We start from the raw sequence: 16,894 nt of genomic DNA, 5'->3' as shown, positions 1-16,894 counted from the left end.
CCTTATTCGCCGTGGCCCAGGCCGCTCTTAGCAACGGTGAGCAGGAATTCGACGTTGGACTGGGTCTCGCGCAGCTTGGAGAGCAGAACAGACAGGGACTGTTCCTGGTCCATGCCGGCCAGCACGCGGCGCAGGCGCCACATGATCTTGACCTCGTCGGGTGAGAGCAGGGCCTCTTCGCGGCGGGTTGAGGACGCGTTGAGGTCGATGGCGGGGAAAATACGCTTGTCTGCCAGCTGGCGGGAAAGGCGCAGTTCCATGTTGCCGGTACCCTTGAATTCTTCGAAGATGACCTCGTCCATCTTGGAGCCGGTCTCGACCAGGGCGGTCGCCAGAATGGTCAGTGAGCCGCCTTCTTCGATGTTGCGGGCAGCACCGAAGAACTTCTTGGGCGGGTAGAGGGCAGCTGCGTCCACACCACCGGAGAGGATACGACCTGAGGCGGGCGCTGCCAGGTTGTAGGCACGGCCCAGGCGGGTCATGGAGTCCAGCAGGACGACGACGTCGCGGCCCTGCTCCACCAGGCGCTTGGCGCGCTCGATGGCGAGCTCGGCAACGGTGGTGTGGTCATCTGCCGGGCGGTCAAAGGTGGAAGCGATCACTTCACCGTTGACGGTGCGCTGCATGTCGGTGACTTCTTCGGGGCGCTCGTCTACCAGAACCATCATGAGGTGAACCTCGGGGTTGTTGGTGGTAATCGCGTTGGCGATGGACTGCAGCATCAAGGTCTTACCGGCCTTGGGAGGTGCCACAATCAGGCCGCGCTGGCCCTTACCGATGGGGGCAATCAGGTCGATAACGCGGGTACCGAGCTTCTTGGGGTCGGTCTCCAGGCGCAGGCGCTCCTTGGGGTAGAGCGGGGTGAGCTTGTTGAATTCGCGGCGGCCCTTGGACTCTTCGGGGGTCAGGCCGTTGATGGAGGTCAGCTGTACCAGGGCGTTGAACTTCTGGCGGTTGTTGTTATCGCCTTCGCGGGGGGCGCGGATGGTACCGACCACAGCGTCACCCTTGCGCAGGCCGTAACGCTTGACCTGGGCCAGGGAAACGTAAACGTCGTTGGTGCCGGGCAGGTAGCCGGAGGTACGTACGAAAGCGTAGTTGTCGAGGACGTCGAGCACACCGGCGACGGGAATCAGTACGTCGTCTTCGCTAATCTCGGGCTCGTAGTCGTCGCGGCGGTTGTTACGGCGTTCGCGGCGCTCTGCCTGACGGTCGCGGCGGTTCTTGCGGTTGTTACGGCGGTCTTCGTCGGGGCCGTTGTTGTTCTGGCGGTCGTTCTTGCCGCCGCGGTCGCGGTTCTCGCGATCCTGCTTATCGCCGCGGTCCTGACGGTTATCGCGGTCGTTGCGGTCACGACGGTTCTTGCGCTCAAAACGCTCGTTCTTCTCGCCGTTCTCAGCGGTAGTGTCGTTCTGCTCGGCAGAATCGACGTTCTCGCCCTCGTTCTTGCGACGACGGTCGGTACGGGTGCGGGTACGGGTGCGCTTGGCACCCTCTTCGCCCTCGTTCTGCTCATTGCGGGCAGCCTTCTGAGACTCCAGACCGTCAAGGGCAGCTTCAACCGCCTCAAGGGCAGAGGTATCGGGCTTGGTTTCCTTCTGGGATTCAGCAGCTACGGTTGAGCTGGTGGCGCGGCGGTTACCGCGACGCTTAGTAGCGGGCTTCTCAGAAGTAGCTTCAGCAGGTGCGTCAGCGGCTTCGGCGGCGTCCTGCCCCTTGGGCTGCTCTGCTTCGGCAGCCTTTTCAGCTGCGGTCTTGCGGGTGCGGGTGCGCTTGGGCTTCTCTGCCTCAGGCTGAGCCTCGGCGGGAGCTTCTGCTTCGGCAGCCTTCTCGGCTGCGGTCTTGCGGGTACGGGTGCGCTTAGGCTTCTCTGCCTGATCTGCGGTTTCAGCAGGACGGTCGGCTACAGCTGAGCCACGCTGGTGGGCTGAAATGGCCTCAACCAGGTCTGATTTACGCATGCGGCGGGCGCCGGTAATACCTAGCTGGGAAGCCAGGGACTGGAGCTGAGCGAGTTTGAGGGTGCTCAGACTGGGGGACTTCTGCTCAGCCGCTGCTGCGGCCTCCGTACCTGCGGTCAGGTCGGTGTTTTCTGCCACGAAGATTCCTTCTCTCGAAATGTCGTTGATTTCGCGGGTTGTTCTGGCGCAACAGATGCGCCATGCCCAGAGCGGGCGAGTGATAGTTTCAGGGGTCAGGTGACGCTGTCGCTGGGAAAGCGAGAGTATCAGGTGACCCGGGTTCGGGCACCCGGCTGCACCAAACGGTAGCTGACGGGATACCCGGCAAGGGAACGCCCCCCACTAGTTCAGTGAAAGACGTAAATGAACGGTTGAACCTGCTGAGGCTTCTACAGACCTGCCAAACCGTGGGATGAGGCCAACACAGGCGAGCCCGGGCACAAATAGTGCTGGAGCGCGCTAGGCGGTTTCCTTATAAGTAAGCATAACACCTTTAGTGTCGATATCGATATCGAGCACCCGCCAGCTTACAGCCCGACTCTCGTGCTGATTAGGCTCGCTTTCGGTGGCGAAAGCCTCAATAGCTTCGCGAACTCGGGCGCGTTCGTCCGCCCCGTTGGCCAGGGCCATGACGGTGGGGCCTGCCCCCGAGATCACCGCAGCAAAACCCTTGCCGCGCAGGTACTTAACCAGGGCCGCTGAGGGCTTCATGGCAACGGCGCGGTAGGACTGGTGCAGCAGGTCGCTGGTTGCGGGCAGTAGGTAGTCGGGGTAGGACGCCAGTGCCTGGGTCAGCAGGGCCGCACGGCCGGAGTTGGCGGCGGCTTCCCGGTGGGGAACAGTCTCGGGAATGAGGCCGCGGGCTACCTTGGTCGGCACCTCGTAGTCAGGAATTGCGATGACCGGCAGTACGTTCTCGTGGGCCGGTACGGGCAGGGAGTGCCAGCCCGAGTCGTCCCCGTAGGAGATCACAACGTGGCCATAGAGGGAGGGGGCCACGTTATCGGGGTGGCCTTCCATGCCCGAACAAATCTGTAGCACGGCCTCGTCATCAAGCTGGAGCTCAGCGGGGAGCAGGCCGTTCGCTGCGGTCACGCCGGCCACGATGGCTGAAGCGGATGACCCCATACCGCGAGAATGCGGGATGCGGTTATGGGCCTGAACGTGTAGGGAGGGTAGCTCAAAAAGCCCCACTGCCTTCCAGGCAGTCACCATGGCCTTGATGACCAGGTGGCTGGCGTCCTGCGGAACCTCGTCCGCCCCCTCACCGGTGAGATCGAAGGTCAGCTCCCCCACCCCGGGCACGCGGGTGACCGTCAGGTCATCATAGTGGGCCAGGGCCAGACCGAGAGAGTCGTAGCCGGGGCCGAGATTGGCTGAAGAGGCCGGGACCTTGACGGTCACGCGCGCGCCAACGGGGATTACATCGGGCTGGACGAAGGGCTCGTCTGAGCCGTCGATCATGGGAAGTGACATAAGAATCGGTGTTTAGCCTTCTACGCGGATAACGGAGGTGATGTCGCGGACGGTATCGAGGGCATCGACTACCGCCATGGTCTTTCGCAGGTTAGCGTCGGTAGCACGGTGGGTGACGATACGAATGGAGGCGCTGGTGCCGTCGCCGGTTCCCTTAGCCTGGCGCATGGTCTCGATAGAGACACCGTGCTCGGCAAAGATCCGGGCGATGTTGGCCAAAACACCCAGCTTATCTTCCACGACGATGCCCACAGAGTAGCGGGAGACAACGTCGTTCATGGGGGTTGCCACCAGGTTAGCGTGGGAGGACTCGGGGATACCCGGGCCACCGAGCACCAGGCGGCGGGCCAGGGAAACGAAGTCACCCAGTACCGCAGAGGCGGTGGGAGCGCCACCTGCGCCGGGGCCGTAGAACATGAGCTCACCGGCATTTTCAGCCTGTACGAAGACCGCGTTGAAAGCCCCGTGGACCGAGGCCAGCGGATGACTGCGGGGCACCAGGGTGGGGTTTACGCGGATGTTAACGCCCTCGCCGTCCTTTTCGCAGACCGCCAGGAGCTTGATGACATAGCCGTCGGCAGCGGCTGCCGCCACGTCGTCAGCGGTGATGGAGGTAATGCCCTCGCAGTGGACGTCGTCGATGGTGAAGTCAGAGTGGAAGGCCAGGGAGGCAACGATTGCGGCCTTAGAGGCGGCGTCGTGGCCCTCGATATCGGCAGTGGGGTCAGCTTCGGCGTAGCCCAGGCGCTGGGCCTCGGCCAGGGCATCGGTGAACTGGGCGCCGGTGGTGTCCATCTGGTCCAGGATGTAGTTGGTGGTGCCGTTCATGATACCCAGCACGCGGGTGATCTGATCACCGGCCAGAGAGTCGCGCAGGGGGCGCAGGATGGGGATAGCACCGGCAACCGCTGCCTCGTAGGAGAGCTGGGCCCCGCTCTTAGCGGCGGCAGCAGCCAGTTCTACACCGTGCTTAGCCAGCAGGGCCTTGTTACCCGATACCACCGACTTGCCAGCGGTCAGGGCGCGCAGGATGCGGGTGCGGGCAGGCTCGATACCGCCGGTCAGTTCAATGACCACATCGGCGGCGTCAATCAGCGCCTCAGCATCGGTGGTGTAGAGCTCAGGTGCAGCCTCATAGTGGCGCTTGGCTGAGGTATCGCGCACGGCAATACCGATGAGCTCAACCGGCGCACCAATGCGGTCTTGCAGGGACTCGGCATCTTCGGTGAGCATGCGGGCTACCTGTGAGCCGACGTTGCCGGCGCCCAGTAGCGCTACTTTGATGGTGGTGTTGCCCAAGAGCGTCTCCTGACGTAGATGGGAAATAGGTTCAGGGGTACGCTCACCATGCTAGCGGGTAAGACAGCGTAACCCAGAGTATGAACTTTATTTTCTCACGGAGTGGTTTATGACAGGACGCCACCGCCCCGCTCCCCTGCCCTTTGACGGCTAGGGCGCGGGGCGGCGTCCTGATGACAAAGCCTAGACCAGGCCCAAGTCCCGGGCTAGCATGTCCTCTTCGGTTTCGCGGCGGATGATGGCGCGGGGTTCCTTACCTGCTGCCGTTGCGATCACCGGCGGGCGGGTCAGGTAGTTGTAGTTAGAGGCCATGACGTGGTTGTAGGCGCCGGTGGCCGGAACAGCCAGAATGTCGCCCGCTGCCAGGCCAGCTGGCAGGTAGCAGTAACGAATCACGATATCGCCAGATTCGCAGTGCTTACCCACCACGCGAGACAGAATCTGTTCCCCTTCCGGGGCCCGGTTGGCCAAGGTCACGGCGTAATCGGACTCGTAGAGTACCGGGCGGGGATTATCGCTCATGCCGCCATCGACCGAGACGTAGCGGCGCACGCGGGTATCTCCGTGCTCGTCCTCAATCGCAACGTCTTTGATAGTACCGACAGTGTAGAGGGTAATACCCGAGGGCCCCGAGATGGAGCGACCCGGCTCAAAAGACAGGTGGGGAATCGCCATACCCACGTTGGAGCAGGTCTTAGAGACCATGTCAGCCAGCTCGGTAGCAATATCGGCAGAACCGCGCGGGGTGTCCTGCTCGGTGTAGCCGATACCGTAGCCGCCACCCAGGTCAATCTCGGGCAGCACCACGCCAAAGCGCTCGTTGAGTTGCTGCATGTAGGTCAGCACCTTCTCAGCGGCCTTACCGAAGCCCTCGGCCTCAAAAATCTGGGAGCCGATGTGGCAGTGCAAACCGCGCAGGTCAATGTGCTCACTGGCCAGGGCCAGAGCGGCAGCCACGGTGGCGTAGGCATCGTCTGCGGTAATTCCCAGCTCGGTCAGCTCTTCAAGCGACAGACCTGCCAGCGGCGCGGTACCGGCTGCCAGAGACTGGCCAAACTTCTGATCCTCGTGGGCGGTAGCAATGAAGTCGTGAGTCGAGGCGTGGACGCCGGGGGTCACGCGGAGCATGACCGGGGCGGTGACGCCCAACTCGGCTGCTACCTTCGCAATCAGCTGCACCTCGGGCACCGAGTCGGCCACCAGGCGTCCTACCCCGTAGCGCAGGGCGCGGGCAATCTCGCCCGCCGACTTGTTGTTACCGTGCAGGGCGATTTTCGCACCGGGTACCCCGGCCCGCATGGCAATCGCCAGCTCACCGCCACTCGCGGTATCAAGGCACAGGCCCTCTTCCTCAGCCCACTTGGCCACGGCAGTCGCCAGGAAGGACTTCCCGGCGTAGTAGACCGAGACCTCAGCCCCGTGCTTCTCAAAAGCCGTCTCAAAGGCGGAACGGAACTCAGCGGCGCGGGCGCGGAAGGTGGTCTCAGAAAAGACGTACTCGGGGGTGCCAAAGTCGGCAACCAGGCGGCTGACGGGGGTGCCGTCCACCTCAAGCTCGCCACTCTCGGAGCGGGTGAAGGAGGGCTTCCAAATCACCGGGTCGAGGTCGGCCGGGGCAGACGGGTAGCTCAGCCAGTCGGGCTTGAACAGTGCGGATTCTGCGCCCATTTACATCTTCTCCGGTGCGCTGACGCCCAGCAGGCCTAAGCCGTTGCCCAGTACCTGGCGGGTTGCATTGTTCAGCAGCAGGCGGGTGCGGTGCAGGTCGGTGACCTCTTCATCGCCCTTGGGGGCAACGTGGGAGACACCGTACCAGCGGTGGTAGGCGCCGGCCAGGGTTTCCAGGTAGCGGGCCACGCGGTGGGGCTCACGGAAGTCAGCGGCCTCCTTGACGGCACCGGCGAACTGGCCCAGGGCAGCGAGCAGGGCTGAGTCTGCCTCTGAGTTCAGCAGGGCGGTATCGACGGAGTCGGTGGTGACGCCGGCTGCCTCAGCGTTGCGGGCAATAGCGCAGGTGCGGGCGTGGGCGTACTGCACGTAGAAGACCGGGTTCTCGTTGGACTGCTTGGTCAGCAGATCCAGGTCGATATCGATGTTGGAGTCTACCGAGTAGCGGGTCAGGGAGTAGCGGGCTGCATCCACGCCCACGATTTCAACCAGGTCTTCCAGGGTCACGACGGTACCGGCACGCTTAGACATACGCACGGGCGTACCGTCCTTGACCAGGTTAACCATCTGGCCAATCATGACCTCAACCATGTTGGGGTCATCGCCCAGGGCAGCGGCAGCGGCCTTGAGGCGGGCTACATAGCCGTGGTGGTCAGCACCCAGCATGTAGATTGCCAGGTCAGCGGGGTTCTCTTCGCGCTTGGTCTTGTCCTGGAAGTAGGCGATGTCACCGGCGATGTAGGCGGCGTTGCCGTCAGACTTGATAACCACGCGGTCCTTATCGTCACCGAAATCGGTGGACTTAAGCCACCAGGCGCCGTCCTTGAAGTAAAGGTTCTCAGATTCCTTGAGCTTTTCAAGCAGCTCATCGACCTTGCCGTTTTCAAAGAGGGAGTTCTCGTGGAAGTAAACGTCGAAGTCAACGTGGAAGTCATGCAGAGAGGCCTTGATGTCCTCAAACATGAACTCAACACCGGTGGCGCGGAAGACTTCCTGGGGGTCTTCAGCCTCAAGAGCGTCGGGGCGGACCTCTAGCACCCGGTTGGCGATATCGGTGATGTACTCACCGCCGTAGCCGTCCTCGGGGGCGGCTTCACCCTTGGCGCGGGCCAGCAGGGAGCGAGCAAAGCGGTCAATCTGGTTGCCGTGGTCGTTGAAGTAGTATTCACGCACGACCTTGGCGCCCTGGGAGATGAAGATACGGGCCAGGGAGTCACCCACAGCGGCCCAGCGGGTACCGCCCAGGTGAATGGGGCCGGTGGGGTTAGCGGAGACGAACTCCAGGTTGATGGTCTGGCCGGCCAGGGTTTCGTTGGTACCAAAAGCTGAGCCCTGCTCAACGATGGTCTTGGCCAGCTCACCCGCCGCGGCAGCGTCTAGGGTGATGTTGAGGAAGCCGGGGCCAGCGATGTCTACGCTTGCCACGCCGGCAATCTCGGTGATTCGGGCAGCCAGGATCTGGGCTACCTCGCGGGGGTTCTTCCCCACCTTCTTAGAAATCTGCAGGGCGATGTTGGTGGCCCAGTCGCCGTGGTCGCGGTTCTTAGGGCGCTCTACGCGCACAGCGGGGGCGGTTTCGCCGTCGGTCAGGGTCAGTTCGCCGGCTTCGAACGCTGCGGTCAGCGCGCCGTCAATTGCACTTGAGAGTTCTTCGGGAGTCATAGGGTCAAGTCTACAGGGTGAGCTGTAGACCTACCCAGCGAATGATATGTTCCCAGGCGCTCTCGCTGGCGTAGATTGCCGGGTCGGAGTGCTCCGCCTCGCCAATCAGGGTCAGTTCGGTGGCGATTCCGGCGGCTGAGAGGGCACGGTGGGCCTCGACGGACTGGTTGGGAGGCACGCAGGTGTCCCCGCTGCCGTGGATGTAGTAGACCGGGGCGTGGGTTCGCTCCCCTGTTTTCTTTGCCTCTCTGGCGTAGTCGATGGGGTGGGCCTTGGCCCAATTGACCTCTGCTGGAGTGCCTACCGGGGCAGGGTAGGTGGAGCCAAGCAGACGCCATTCCGCCCCGTCGTCCTCGGGGTGGTCATAGGGGAACCCCCAGGCGACGCGGTCGTCGAAGATGGTGCGCAGATCGCTAACCCCGTAGATGGAGACGGCACAGCGGACGGACGAGTCCGGCTCACCGGCGATGGTTCGGGCAGCGAGCGCGCTGGCTGAGAGGCCTTCGAGGTAGGGCTCGTTCAGGTGGCCGGTGGCGGCGGCTAGCTGGACCAGGTGCCCGCCCGCCGATCCGCCTGCGAGGACGATACGGTTGGGGTCGATTCCGAAGTCTTCGGCCCTGGTTTTGAAGTAGCGGATGGCTGTTTTGAGGTCGTTGATTTGGGCGGGGAAGAGGGCTTCGTGACTGAGGCGGTAGTTGATGGAGGCGGTGGCGTAGCCTGCGTGGGCGAAGCGTTCGCGGACGCGGTGCAGACCGTTATCAGCTAGCAGGAAGGAGGATTTATCGCCGAATCGCCAGGCTCCGCCGTGGACGTAGATGAGCAGGGGCACGGGGTGGTGTTCACCGGTTGGCGCGCTGGGCGGGTAGAAGTCAAAAGTCTGGGAGGGGTGGTTGGTTCCCGCGTAGTTGCCGGTGAGTGTGGTCATTGATTCAGCCCTTCGGTGCGCTGGTCTTTGTTCCTACTGTAATCGGTTTGTGTTGTGGGGTGGGGTTTCTGATAGAGTAATCAGGTCTGAGTTTCACTATCTATTGTGAAGGTTCAGTGTTGCCCTCGTAGCTCAGTGGATAGAGCACCAGTTTCCGGAGCTGGGTGTCGAAGGTTCGAATCCTTTCGAGGGCACAAAAAGAGAAGGTATGCCAGCGCTTCGCGCATTTTGGCATACCTTCTCTTTTTTGTGCCCGGCGTCCGCCTTCTTCCCCGCATTTATTCTGTTTTACCCGCAACTAGTTGCGGGGTTTTCAGACTAAGTGCGGGTTAGTTTGGGGCGACGAGTTCCACTTCAAACCCCTGCTTATTTTCGAGGTAGAGGGCGTAGTGGTCGGGGCCGCCTGCGTGCGGATATCGGTCTGCGAAGAGTTCACTCCAGCCGTGGCTGGTAGCCTCGCTACGGAGCTTATCGAGCAAGGCTGCGGACGGCACTGTGAAGGCCAGGTGGTTGAGACCGGCGTGGGTGCGGTTATGGGGGCCGGTGGTATCGGGGGATTCTTCGAGGACGAGGTAGGAGCCATCATGAGCCTGCCAGGAGATTCCGCCGGGCCACTCCTGGTAGGTCGTCCACCCTAGTTGCTGGGTGAGCCAGGCCCAGGATGGTAGGGCTGTTGCCAGGGATTCGATCCAGAGTTCAACGTGGTGGAAGCCGGGGCGGGAAACTGCCTCCTGGCAGCTCAGACTGGCCGGAGTGCGTCCGCCCCTGCGGAGCCTAGCGGCTATCACCGCGTCGTAGGTCTGCCCGGCGTAGAGAAATTTCTCCCGCTCAATCCCTTCAACCTGGAATCCGGCTGCGGCGGCAACGGCTCCGCTCGCGAGGTTGTTGGCGCGGTAGCCCAGTTCCAGACGGCGGAGGCGGGGTGAGGGTAGGGACGCCAGCAGGCCGGTATCGAGAGTAGGTAGGGTTGGTGCGGGGTTGGGATCGCCCAGGGCCCAGGCGCACACCGCCGTGAGAGCCGCTTTTGTGTAGCCCTGCCCGCGATAGGGGTCAGCTAGCCAGTAGTAGACCCAGGCCCTGTCCCAGGCTCCGGTATCGCTGCGGGCCGTAAAGTTCAGCCCGATGAGCCCTGCGGGCCGTCCCTCGTCACTGAGGCAGAAAATAGCCCGGTTTTCAGCCGGTAGGTAGCTGGTTTCGATGAGGTTCCGGGCGTCCTCTTCGCTGGCGAGGGCTGGCATCTGCCGCTCGAGGCCTGATGATGTGCGGTAAATCGAGTAAAGGTCAGGGGCGTCGATGAGTGCCCAGTAGCGTAGCTCCATGTGCCTAGTTTAGGTCAGGAGCAGGCCGACGGAAGGCAACCCAGACTGCTGCTATCACTCCGATAACCAGGGCAAAAATGATAGAGAAGATAGCATCGAAGATAAAGTCCTGCGGGTCGATGCGGGGTAGGCTTATTCCTAGCCCGAACACCGCGCCCAGCAGGAAGGCCCCGGAGGGGCGAGCCGTAAACTGTCGACGGTAGATCAGGTGAAGGTCGGAGCCGGGGAAACGCAGGGCAGCTAGGCTGATGAAAGTCAGGGCAACTGCCCCAATCGTCATACCGATAAGATAGGGCGTCAGTTCTTGCTCTGGGAGCGCGAAGGCCCGCAACAGACCGATGACGCCGCTAATCGAGGCACCAAAAGCTGCGACCAGGGTGAGATAGAGTGCTTTCTTCATTGACTACTCCTTTCGGCGTTCCCTCCCACCCTACCAAATTACTAAGTAGGGTTGCTTATATGAAGCCGGGTAGACTAGGGGCGAAAACCCCACCCTTTCGCACCTGAAAAGAGAATGACATGGCAGAAGCCGTCAATACCCCGCACATTGCCCCGAACGGCGCTGAAATTGCCGAAACCATCCTGCTGCCCGGAGACCCCCTGCGCGCCAAGTTCATTGCCGATACCTACCTTGAGAACGTCGTACAGTTCAACACCGTGCGCAACATGTTCGGCTTCACCGGCGACTACAAGGGCCAACGTATTTCGGTCATGGGTACCGGCATGGGCATCCCTTCGGCCAGCCTCTACGCCCACGAGCTGATTCACACCTTTGGCGTGAAGAACCTGATCCGTATCGGTACCTGCGGTGGTATGGCTGAGGGCCTTGACCTTTTTGATCTAGTCGTGGCCTCAGCAGCTTCGACCGATTCCAACTTCATGCACCACTACAAGCTCCCCGGCACCTTTGCCCCCACCGCGTCCTGGCCCCTGCTGTCGGCTGTGGCCAAGGAGGCCGAGGCCCAGGGCAAGACCCTCAACGTGGGTAACGTGCTGTCTTCTGACGTTTTCTACCGCTCTGATTTCTCTGACGCCTCTAAGTGGGCTGAGATGGGTGTGCTGGCTGTTGAGATGGAAACCGCCGGTATCTACGCTGTGGCTGCCGCCGCCGGTGTGCAGGCCCTCTCTGTTTTCACTGTCTCAGACCACCTCTTCAAGGGTGTTGAGACTACCGCCGAGCAGCGTCAGACCGCTTTCACCGACATGATGGAGCTCGTCCTGCCCGTCGCTGCCAGCCTCTAACTTTTCTGTCAGGACGCCTGCGCCCCGCTCCCCTGCCCCAGGGCAGGAGGGCGGGGCGTCCTCGTCTCTAGGCAGCGTTCAATGGAACGATAGCTGCCAAAGTCTCAGCCTTTGTTTCTTCAAGCATATCCAGCTCATACCGGGCCTGTAGATTGAGCCAAAACTCAGCACTCGTACCAAAATAACGAGACAGCCGGGCCGCAGTATCAGCTGTTACTGCTCGCCTACCATGCACAATGTCGTTAATCCGACGCGGTGAGACTCCTATGGCTCGGGCAACCTGGTTCTGGCTCACACTAAGGGGTTCCATAAAATCTTCAAAGAGAACCTCCCCAGGGTGTACCGGAGGCAAACTAATGGTAATCAACGATTTCAACTCCTTCGGGCCCTGCATGAGTCCAGGTAAAACAGATTCTCCATTGATCATTAATTCTTATACTATGTTGCCCAGCCCTATCACCTTTGAGAGCTTCCAGACGGTTACCCGGGGGCACTCTCAAGTCATTGAGTGATGTAGCGGCATCCAATAATCTCAGTTTCCTTAGAGCAACTCGTTCAATGCGCGTGTCAAAAACGGGAACCCGCTGGCGCTGGGCTAGCTTCTCCGTGTTTCGATCTGCGAAAGATTGAATCATAGCTCCAGGCTATAACGCGAGACGTTATAGCTCAATAGGTAGGCTGGCTTAAACCCATTTATCACACCAACGAACCGAAAGTTTATCGACTATAGTCGATAAACTTCTCTTTTTTGATATTTTTGTCGACTATAGTCGATAGGCTTCACGCGACCAGTGAAACCTGACCGTTCGTGCCGGCTCTGCCCTAAAATAGAGGGCAGTATGTCTAGTTCAGATTCTTCCCGCACTCCTGCCCAGCCCCTCTCCGCTATCGCCGCTGCTATGCACGGCGCGGGCGTCCGCGCATCCGAGCCCACCGAACCCCAGACCGCCGAAAAGCGCGGTGGCAGGGGGAAGCAGGCGTCCAGCCCTCGTGAGGGGGCGGACGCACCCGCCCGCTCCCAGCGCCGCGGCCGCAGCTCAGCCCCCCGGGGCAAGCAGGGCGGGAAGAAACCGAACCAGCGCCGTCCCTACACCCCGCTGATTCCCGAAAAAATCACCTATCCCGAGGGCCTGCCCGTCTCTGCCCGCCGGGACGACATCATGGCAGCTATCCGCGACAACCAGGTCACCATCGTTGCGGGTGAAACCGGCTCGGGTAAGACCACCCAGCTCCCCAAGATGCTCCTTGAACTGGGTCTGGCGGAGAAGGGCATGATTGGCCATACCCAGCCCCGCCGACTGGCAGCCCGCTCGGTAGCAGAACGCATCGCTGAGGAACTGGGCCAGAAGATCGGTGAGACGGTCGGCTACCAGGTGCGCTTTACCTCCGAGGTGGGCGAGGGCTCCGCTATCAAGCTCATGACCGACGGTATTTTGCTGGCCGAAATCCAAAACGACCGGCTGCTACGCCAGTACTCGGCCATCATCATTGATGAGGCCCACGAACGTTCCCTCAACATTGACTTCATTCTGGGCTACCTCAAGCGCATTATGCCGCAGCGCCCCGACCTGAAAATCGTCATTACCTCAGCCACCATTGACCCCGAGCGTTTCGCCCGCCACTTCTCCCCCAGCTTTGTACCCGGTGTCGGCATCGTCGACGAGACCCTCAGCCCCGAGGAAAAAGAAATCGCCGAGGCAACCCTACCCGATGATGCCCCGCCCATCATTGAGGTCTCCGGCCGCACCTACCCGGTCGAGATCCGCTACCGCCCGCTGAGCGAGCCGCGCACCGGCGACGGCGGAGAGGACGAGGCGGACGCCGGTGACGGCCTCGAGGACGACGACCGCGACCCGATTGAGGGCGTGCTTGACGCCATCCGGGAGCTTTCTGAAGAAGCCCCCGGCGACATTCTGATTTTCTTCTCGGGCGAGCGCGAAATCCGCGACGCGGCCGACGCTATCGAGGATATGGTGCGATCCACCCGCCGCCTGGCCGACTACGAGGTGCTGCCCCTCTACGCCCGCCTGTCGATGGCTGAGCAGCACAGGGTTTTCAAACCCGGTGGCCGGCCCCGCATCGTGCTGGCAACCAACGTGGCGGAAACCTCCCTGACCGTGCCCGGCATCAAGTACGTGATCGACACCGGCACCGCCCGTATCTCGCGCTACTCCGCGCGGACCAAGGTGCAGCGCCTACCCATCGAGCGCATTTCGCAGGCCTCCGCCAATCAGCGTTCGGGCCGTTGTGGCCGTGTCTCTGACGGTATCGCCATCCGCCTCTACTCCGAAGAGGACTTCCAGGCCAGGGCCGAGTTCACCGACCCCGAGATTCTCCGCACCAACCTGGCCGCGGTCATTCTGCAGATGACCGCAATCGGCGTGGTTAAGTCCCCCGCCGATATTGAGAAGTTCCCCTTCGTTCAGCCGCCCGAAACCCGCGCTATCAACGACGGCGTTAACCTGCTGCGCGAGCTAGGAGCTCTTGCTACCCCCGGCCGTGAGGGTGCGGACGCCCTCCCCCGCGATACGCGCGGGGCACGCGGTAGAGGGGGGCGGCGTCCGTCCTCACCGCTCACTGCCGCTGGGCGCGCCATGGCAGCCCTGCCCGTTGACCCCCGCCTAGCCCGCATGATTGTGGAGGGTTCCAAGCGGGGTGTTGCCAAGGAAATCATGGTGCTGGCTGCTGCCCTGACCATTCAGGACCCCCGCGAGCGCCCCGCCGAGCACCGCGGCGAGGCCGATTCCCTGCACGCCCGCTATAAGGATGAGAAGTCCGACTTCACGTCCTTCCTCTTGCTCTGGCAGTACATCAATGAGAAGCAGGCCGAGCTGTCATCGAGTCAGTTCCGCAAGATGTGCCACCGGGAGTATCTAAACTTCCTGCGTATTCGTGAGTGGCAGGATCTCTTTGCCCAGCTGCGGGAGATTGGCCGCTCGGCCGGTATTACGGTTGAGGGCGGGCGCGATATTGACCCGGCTGCTAGTGAGACCGAGGTGCATAAGTCCCTGCTCTCTGGCCTGCTGTCGCACATTGGTATGCAGGATGAGCAGAACCGCCACGAGTACCGGGGCGCCCGCGGCACCCGTTTTGCGATTTTCCCCGGTTCTGCCCTCTTTAAGAAGAACCCGGTCTGGCTGGTATCTGCCGAGCTGGTGGAGACATCCCGTCTCTGGGCGCGGGTGAATGCCCAGATTGAGCCCGAGTGGGTTGAGGAGCTGGCTGGGCCCCTGCTCAAGCATTCCTACTCTGACCCGCACTGGTCGTCCCGCCAGGGCTCTGTGCTAGCCCACGAGAAGGTTACCCTCTTTGGGCTGCCCATCATTGCCGACCGGCGTATCCAGTACTGGAGGGTTGACCCGGTAGCTGCCCGCGAGATTTTCATTCAGTCTGCCCTGGTAGAGGGCGACTGGCAGACCCGCCACCGCTTCTTTGCCCGCAATCAGAAGGCTCTGGCTGAGGTTGAGGAGCTTGAGGCTCGTCTGCGCCGCCGCGACCTGCGGGTCGATGACGCTGTCCTCTTCGACTTCTATAACGCCCGCATACCCGAGCACGTTGTCTCTGAGCGCCACTTTGACCGCTGGTGGAAGGAGGAACGCCGGGTCAATGAGCACCTGCTGGATTTCACCCCCGAAAACCTGATTGACGAAGAGGCCGCCGATTACGACGAGTCCCTCTTCCCCCGCACCTGGACTGCCCGCACTTCCGGCGGGGAGCTGGCCCTTGACCTGCGCTACGAGTACGCCCCCAGCGTGCAGATTGGTGGGGTGCGCTCGTCCCAGACGCAGACGGACGGCATCGCGGTGCAGGTTCCGGTGCTCTTCTTAGGGCAGCTTGAACCGGCTCCTTTTGAGTGGCTGATTCCGGGTCTGCGGGAGGAGCTGGTGACGGCCCTGATTAAGTCCCTACCCAAGCAGATTCGCAAGAATTTTGTTCCGGCCCCGGACGTTGCCCGCCAGGCCGTCGAGAAACTCAACGCCGACTACTCCCCCGCTGCTGATTCCCTCACTGAGGCCCTGGCCCTGGTGCTGCGCCGCCTGCGCGGGCATGTGGTCGACCCGGCCGAGTTCAATTGGGATGCGGTACCCGAGCACCTGCGCTTCACCTTCCAGGTGCGCAACCACCAGAATAAGATTCTGGGCGAGGGCAAGGATTTAGTGGAACTCCAGGGCCTTTTGCACGCCGAGATTCGCTCTGCCCTGGCAGCTTCTCTGGGTGCAAGCCCCGAGACCATGGGCAAGATGGCGGCCATGGCCGCCGGTGGTAAGAAGGGTCAGGACGCCCGCGGCGGCTCTGCACCCTCTGCGGCTCCCAGCGCGGCTGGGAGCCGGGGTGCAGGTGTCAAGGGGGCACAGGCGTCCGCCCCGGAACAGGCGGTGGGCAGCAAAGCCGTGCGGGAAGTCTCGGGCCTAACCGACTGGCCGGAACAGGACCTACCCCGCAAGGTCGAGCGCGTCATTGCTACCCAGACGGTAGCAGGCTACCCGGCCCTGGTGGATGAGGGGGCGTCCGTTGCTGTGCGGATCTTCCCCACCGAGGCTGAAGCTACCCGAGCCCAGCGCGGGGGTGTGATTCGCCTGCTCAAACTCAATACTCCCTCGCCCGAGCGCTATGTTTCAGAGCACCTGAACAACCGCGAAAAGCTAGTGTTTACGCAGAACCCCCACGGGTCAATTGAAGCCCTCATTAGTGACTGTACGGTAGCCGCTATTGACCAGCTGGTACCCGCTACCCCGCCTTTTACCAGGGAGGAGTACACTGCCCTGTTCAACAGCGTGCGGGCTGAGCTCATTGACACGGTATTCGTGATGACCAAGCTGGTTGCCGATATTCTGTCGGAAACAGCTAAGGTGCAGAAGCTCATTAAGAAGTCCACCTCGCTTGCGGTCATTCACGCCATGAGCGACATGAAGAGCCAGCTGGAGAACCTGGTTTACCCGGGCTTTGTGGCGTCCACCGGTGCGGTGCAGCTTCATCATCTGCCCCGCTACCTTAAGGCCATCACCAAGCGCATTGAAAAGCTGGGGCCGAACGTCAACCGGGATAACCAGCTCATGCTGACCGTGCAGGAACTAGAGGACGCCTACGACAAGGCTGTGCAGTCCCTGCCAGGAGGCACGGTGCCGACTCCCGAGCTGGAGCAGGTGGGCTGGATGATTGAGGAACTGCGCGTCAGCTTCTTCGCCCAGGAGCTCGGCACCGCCTACACCGTCAGTGAGAAGCGGGTGGCTAAGGCCCTGCGCGAAGCCATGGAGGCCATCAAGAACGCTTAGGCCCGCCCGTCCATGCCCTAGGTACCATCTAAATCAGAAAAACCCACCTCGTTGGTGGGTTTTTCCGAT

Annotated in this window: 12 protein-coding genes and 1 tRNA gene; 3 read left to right on the top strand and 10 right to left on the bottom strand. The window is 61.9% G+C overall.

Features of this window, described 5'->3' with window-relative positions:
• Window positions 1-2: 2 nt before the first annotated feature.
• The 6 genes from rho to L6762_RS04880 form a co-directional block, all read right to left on the bottom strand.
• Window positions 3-2,099 (bottom strand): transcription termination factor Rho, encoded by a 2,097-nt coding sequence (rho, locus tag L6762_RS04905; protein ID WP_237185857.1) that lies wholly within the window; start codon window positions 2,097-2,099, stop codon window positions 3-5.
• A 321-nt stretch (window positions 2,100-2,420) separates the two neighbouring features.
• Window positions 2,421-3,437, bottom strand: a complete 1,017-nt coding sequence (gene thrB, locus L6762_RS04900) for a homoserine kinase (RefSeq protein ID WP_237185856.1) — start codon at window positions 3,435-3,437, stop codon at window positions 2,421-2,423.
• Window positions 3,438-3,449: 12 nt separating this feature from the next.
• Entirely contained in the window at window positions 3,450-4,736 is a 1,287-nt protein-coding gene (locus L6762_RS04895) for a homoserine dehydrogenase (protein ID WP_272878682.1), read from the bottom strand.
• Between the two features lie 183 nt (window positions 4,737-4,919).
• Complete coding sequence (gene lysA, locus L6762_RS04890; protein WP_237185855.1) at window positions 4,920-6,404, bottom strand: diaminopimelate decarboxylase; 1,485 nt, start codon at window positions 6,402-6,404, stop codon at window positions 4,920-4,922.
• On the bottom strand, window positions 6,405-8,066 hold the full coding sequence (gene argS / locus L6762_RS04885) for an arginine--tRNA ligase (protein ID WP_237185854.1): 1,662 nt from the start codon (window positions 8,064-8,066) through the stop codon (window positions 6,405-6,407). It lies immediately after the preceding gene.
• Between the two features lie 10 nt (window positions 8,067-8,076).
• Window positions 8,077-8,991, bottom strand: a complete 915-nt coding sequence (locus tag L6762_RS04880) for an alpha/beta hydrolase (protein ID WP_237185853.1) — start codon at window positions 8,989-8,991, stop codon at window positions 8,077-8,079.
• Window positions 8,992-9,112: 121 nt separating this feature from the next.
• Here L6762_RS04880 and L6762_RS04875 point away from each other — a divergent pair.
• Window positions 9,113-9,185: transfer RNA gene (locus tag L6762_RS04875), tRNA-Arg, on the top strand.
• A gap of 135 nt (window positions 9,186-9,320) precedes the next feature.
• Here the strand turns inward: L6762_RS04875 and L6762_RS11990 are convergent.
• Together L6762_RS11990 and L6762_RS04860 are read right to left on the bottom strand one after the other, a co-directional pair.
• Window positions 9,321-10,310, bottom strand: coding sequence for a GNAT family N-acetyltransferase (locus L6762_RS11990; RefSeq protein ID WP_336603582.1), 990 nt, complete (start codon window positions 10,308-10,310; stop codon window positions 9,321-9,323).
• 4 nt (window positions 10,311-10,314) lie between these two features.
• Window positions 10,315-10,710, bottom strand: coding sequence for a hypothetical protein (locus L6762_RS04860; RefSeq protein ID WP_237185851.1), 396 nt, complete (start codon window positions 10,708-10,710; stop codon window positions 10,315-10,317).
• 119 nt (window positions 10,711-10,829) lie between these two features.
• On the opposite strand from L6762_RS04860, the gene deoD reads away from it, so the two are divergent.
• Window positions 10,830-11,552 carry a purine-nucleoside phosphorylase gene (gene deoD, locus L6762_RS04855; RefSeq protein WP_237185850.1) on the top strand — a complete coding sequence of 241 codons (723 nt, stop codon included), beginning with the start codon at window positions 10,830-10,832 and terminating at the stop codon, window positions 11,550-11,552.
• 67 nt (window positions 11,553-11,619) lie between these two features.
• Here the strand turns inward: deoD and L6762_RS04850 are convergent, their stop codons facing one another.
• Window positions 11,620-11,946: a HigA family addiction module antitoxin gene (locus tag L6762_RS04850; RefSeq protein ID WP_237185939.1), complete on the bottom strand. Its 327-nt coding sequence runs from the start codon at window positions 11,944-11,946 to the stop codon at window positions 11,620-11,622.
• Window positions 11,906-12,187: a type II toxin-antitoxin system RelE/ParE family toxin gene (locus L6762_RS04845; RefSeq protein ID WP_237185849.1), complete on the bottom strand. Its 282-nt coding sequence runs from the start codon at window positions 12,185-12,187 to the stop codon at window positions 11,906-11,908. The genes L6762_RS04850 and L6762_RS04845 overlap by 41 nt, the downstream gene beginning before the upstream one ends.
• Window positions 12,188-12,391: 204 nt before the next feature.
• On the opposite strand from L6762_RS04845, the gene hrpA reads away from it, so the two are divergent.
• On the top strand, window positions 12,392-16,825 hold the full coding sequence (gene hrpA / locus L6762_RS04840) for an ATP-dependent RNA helicase HrpA (RefSeq protein WP_237185848.1): 4,434 nt from the start codon (window positions 12,392-12,394) through the stop codon (window positions 16,823-16,825).
• Window positions 16,826-16,894 lie beyond the last annotated feature (69 nt).

The sequence above is a fragment of the Rothia nasimurium genome, from assembly GCF_928381705.1.
GTDB lineage: Bacteria > Actinomycetota > Actinomycetes > Actinomycetales > Micrococcaceae > Rothia > Rothia nasimurium_G.
The sequence above is the reverse complement of the archived record's forward strand: the minus strand, read 5'-3'. Positions and strand labels throughout refer to the sequence as shown.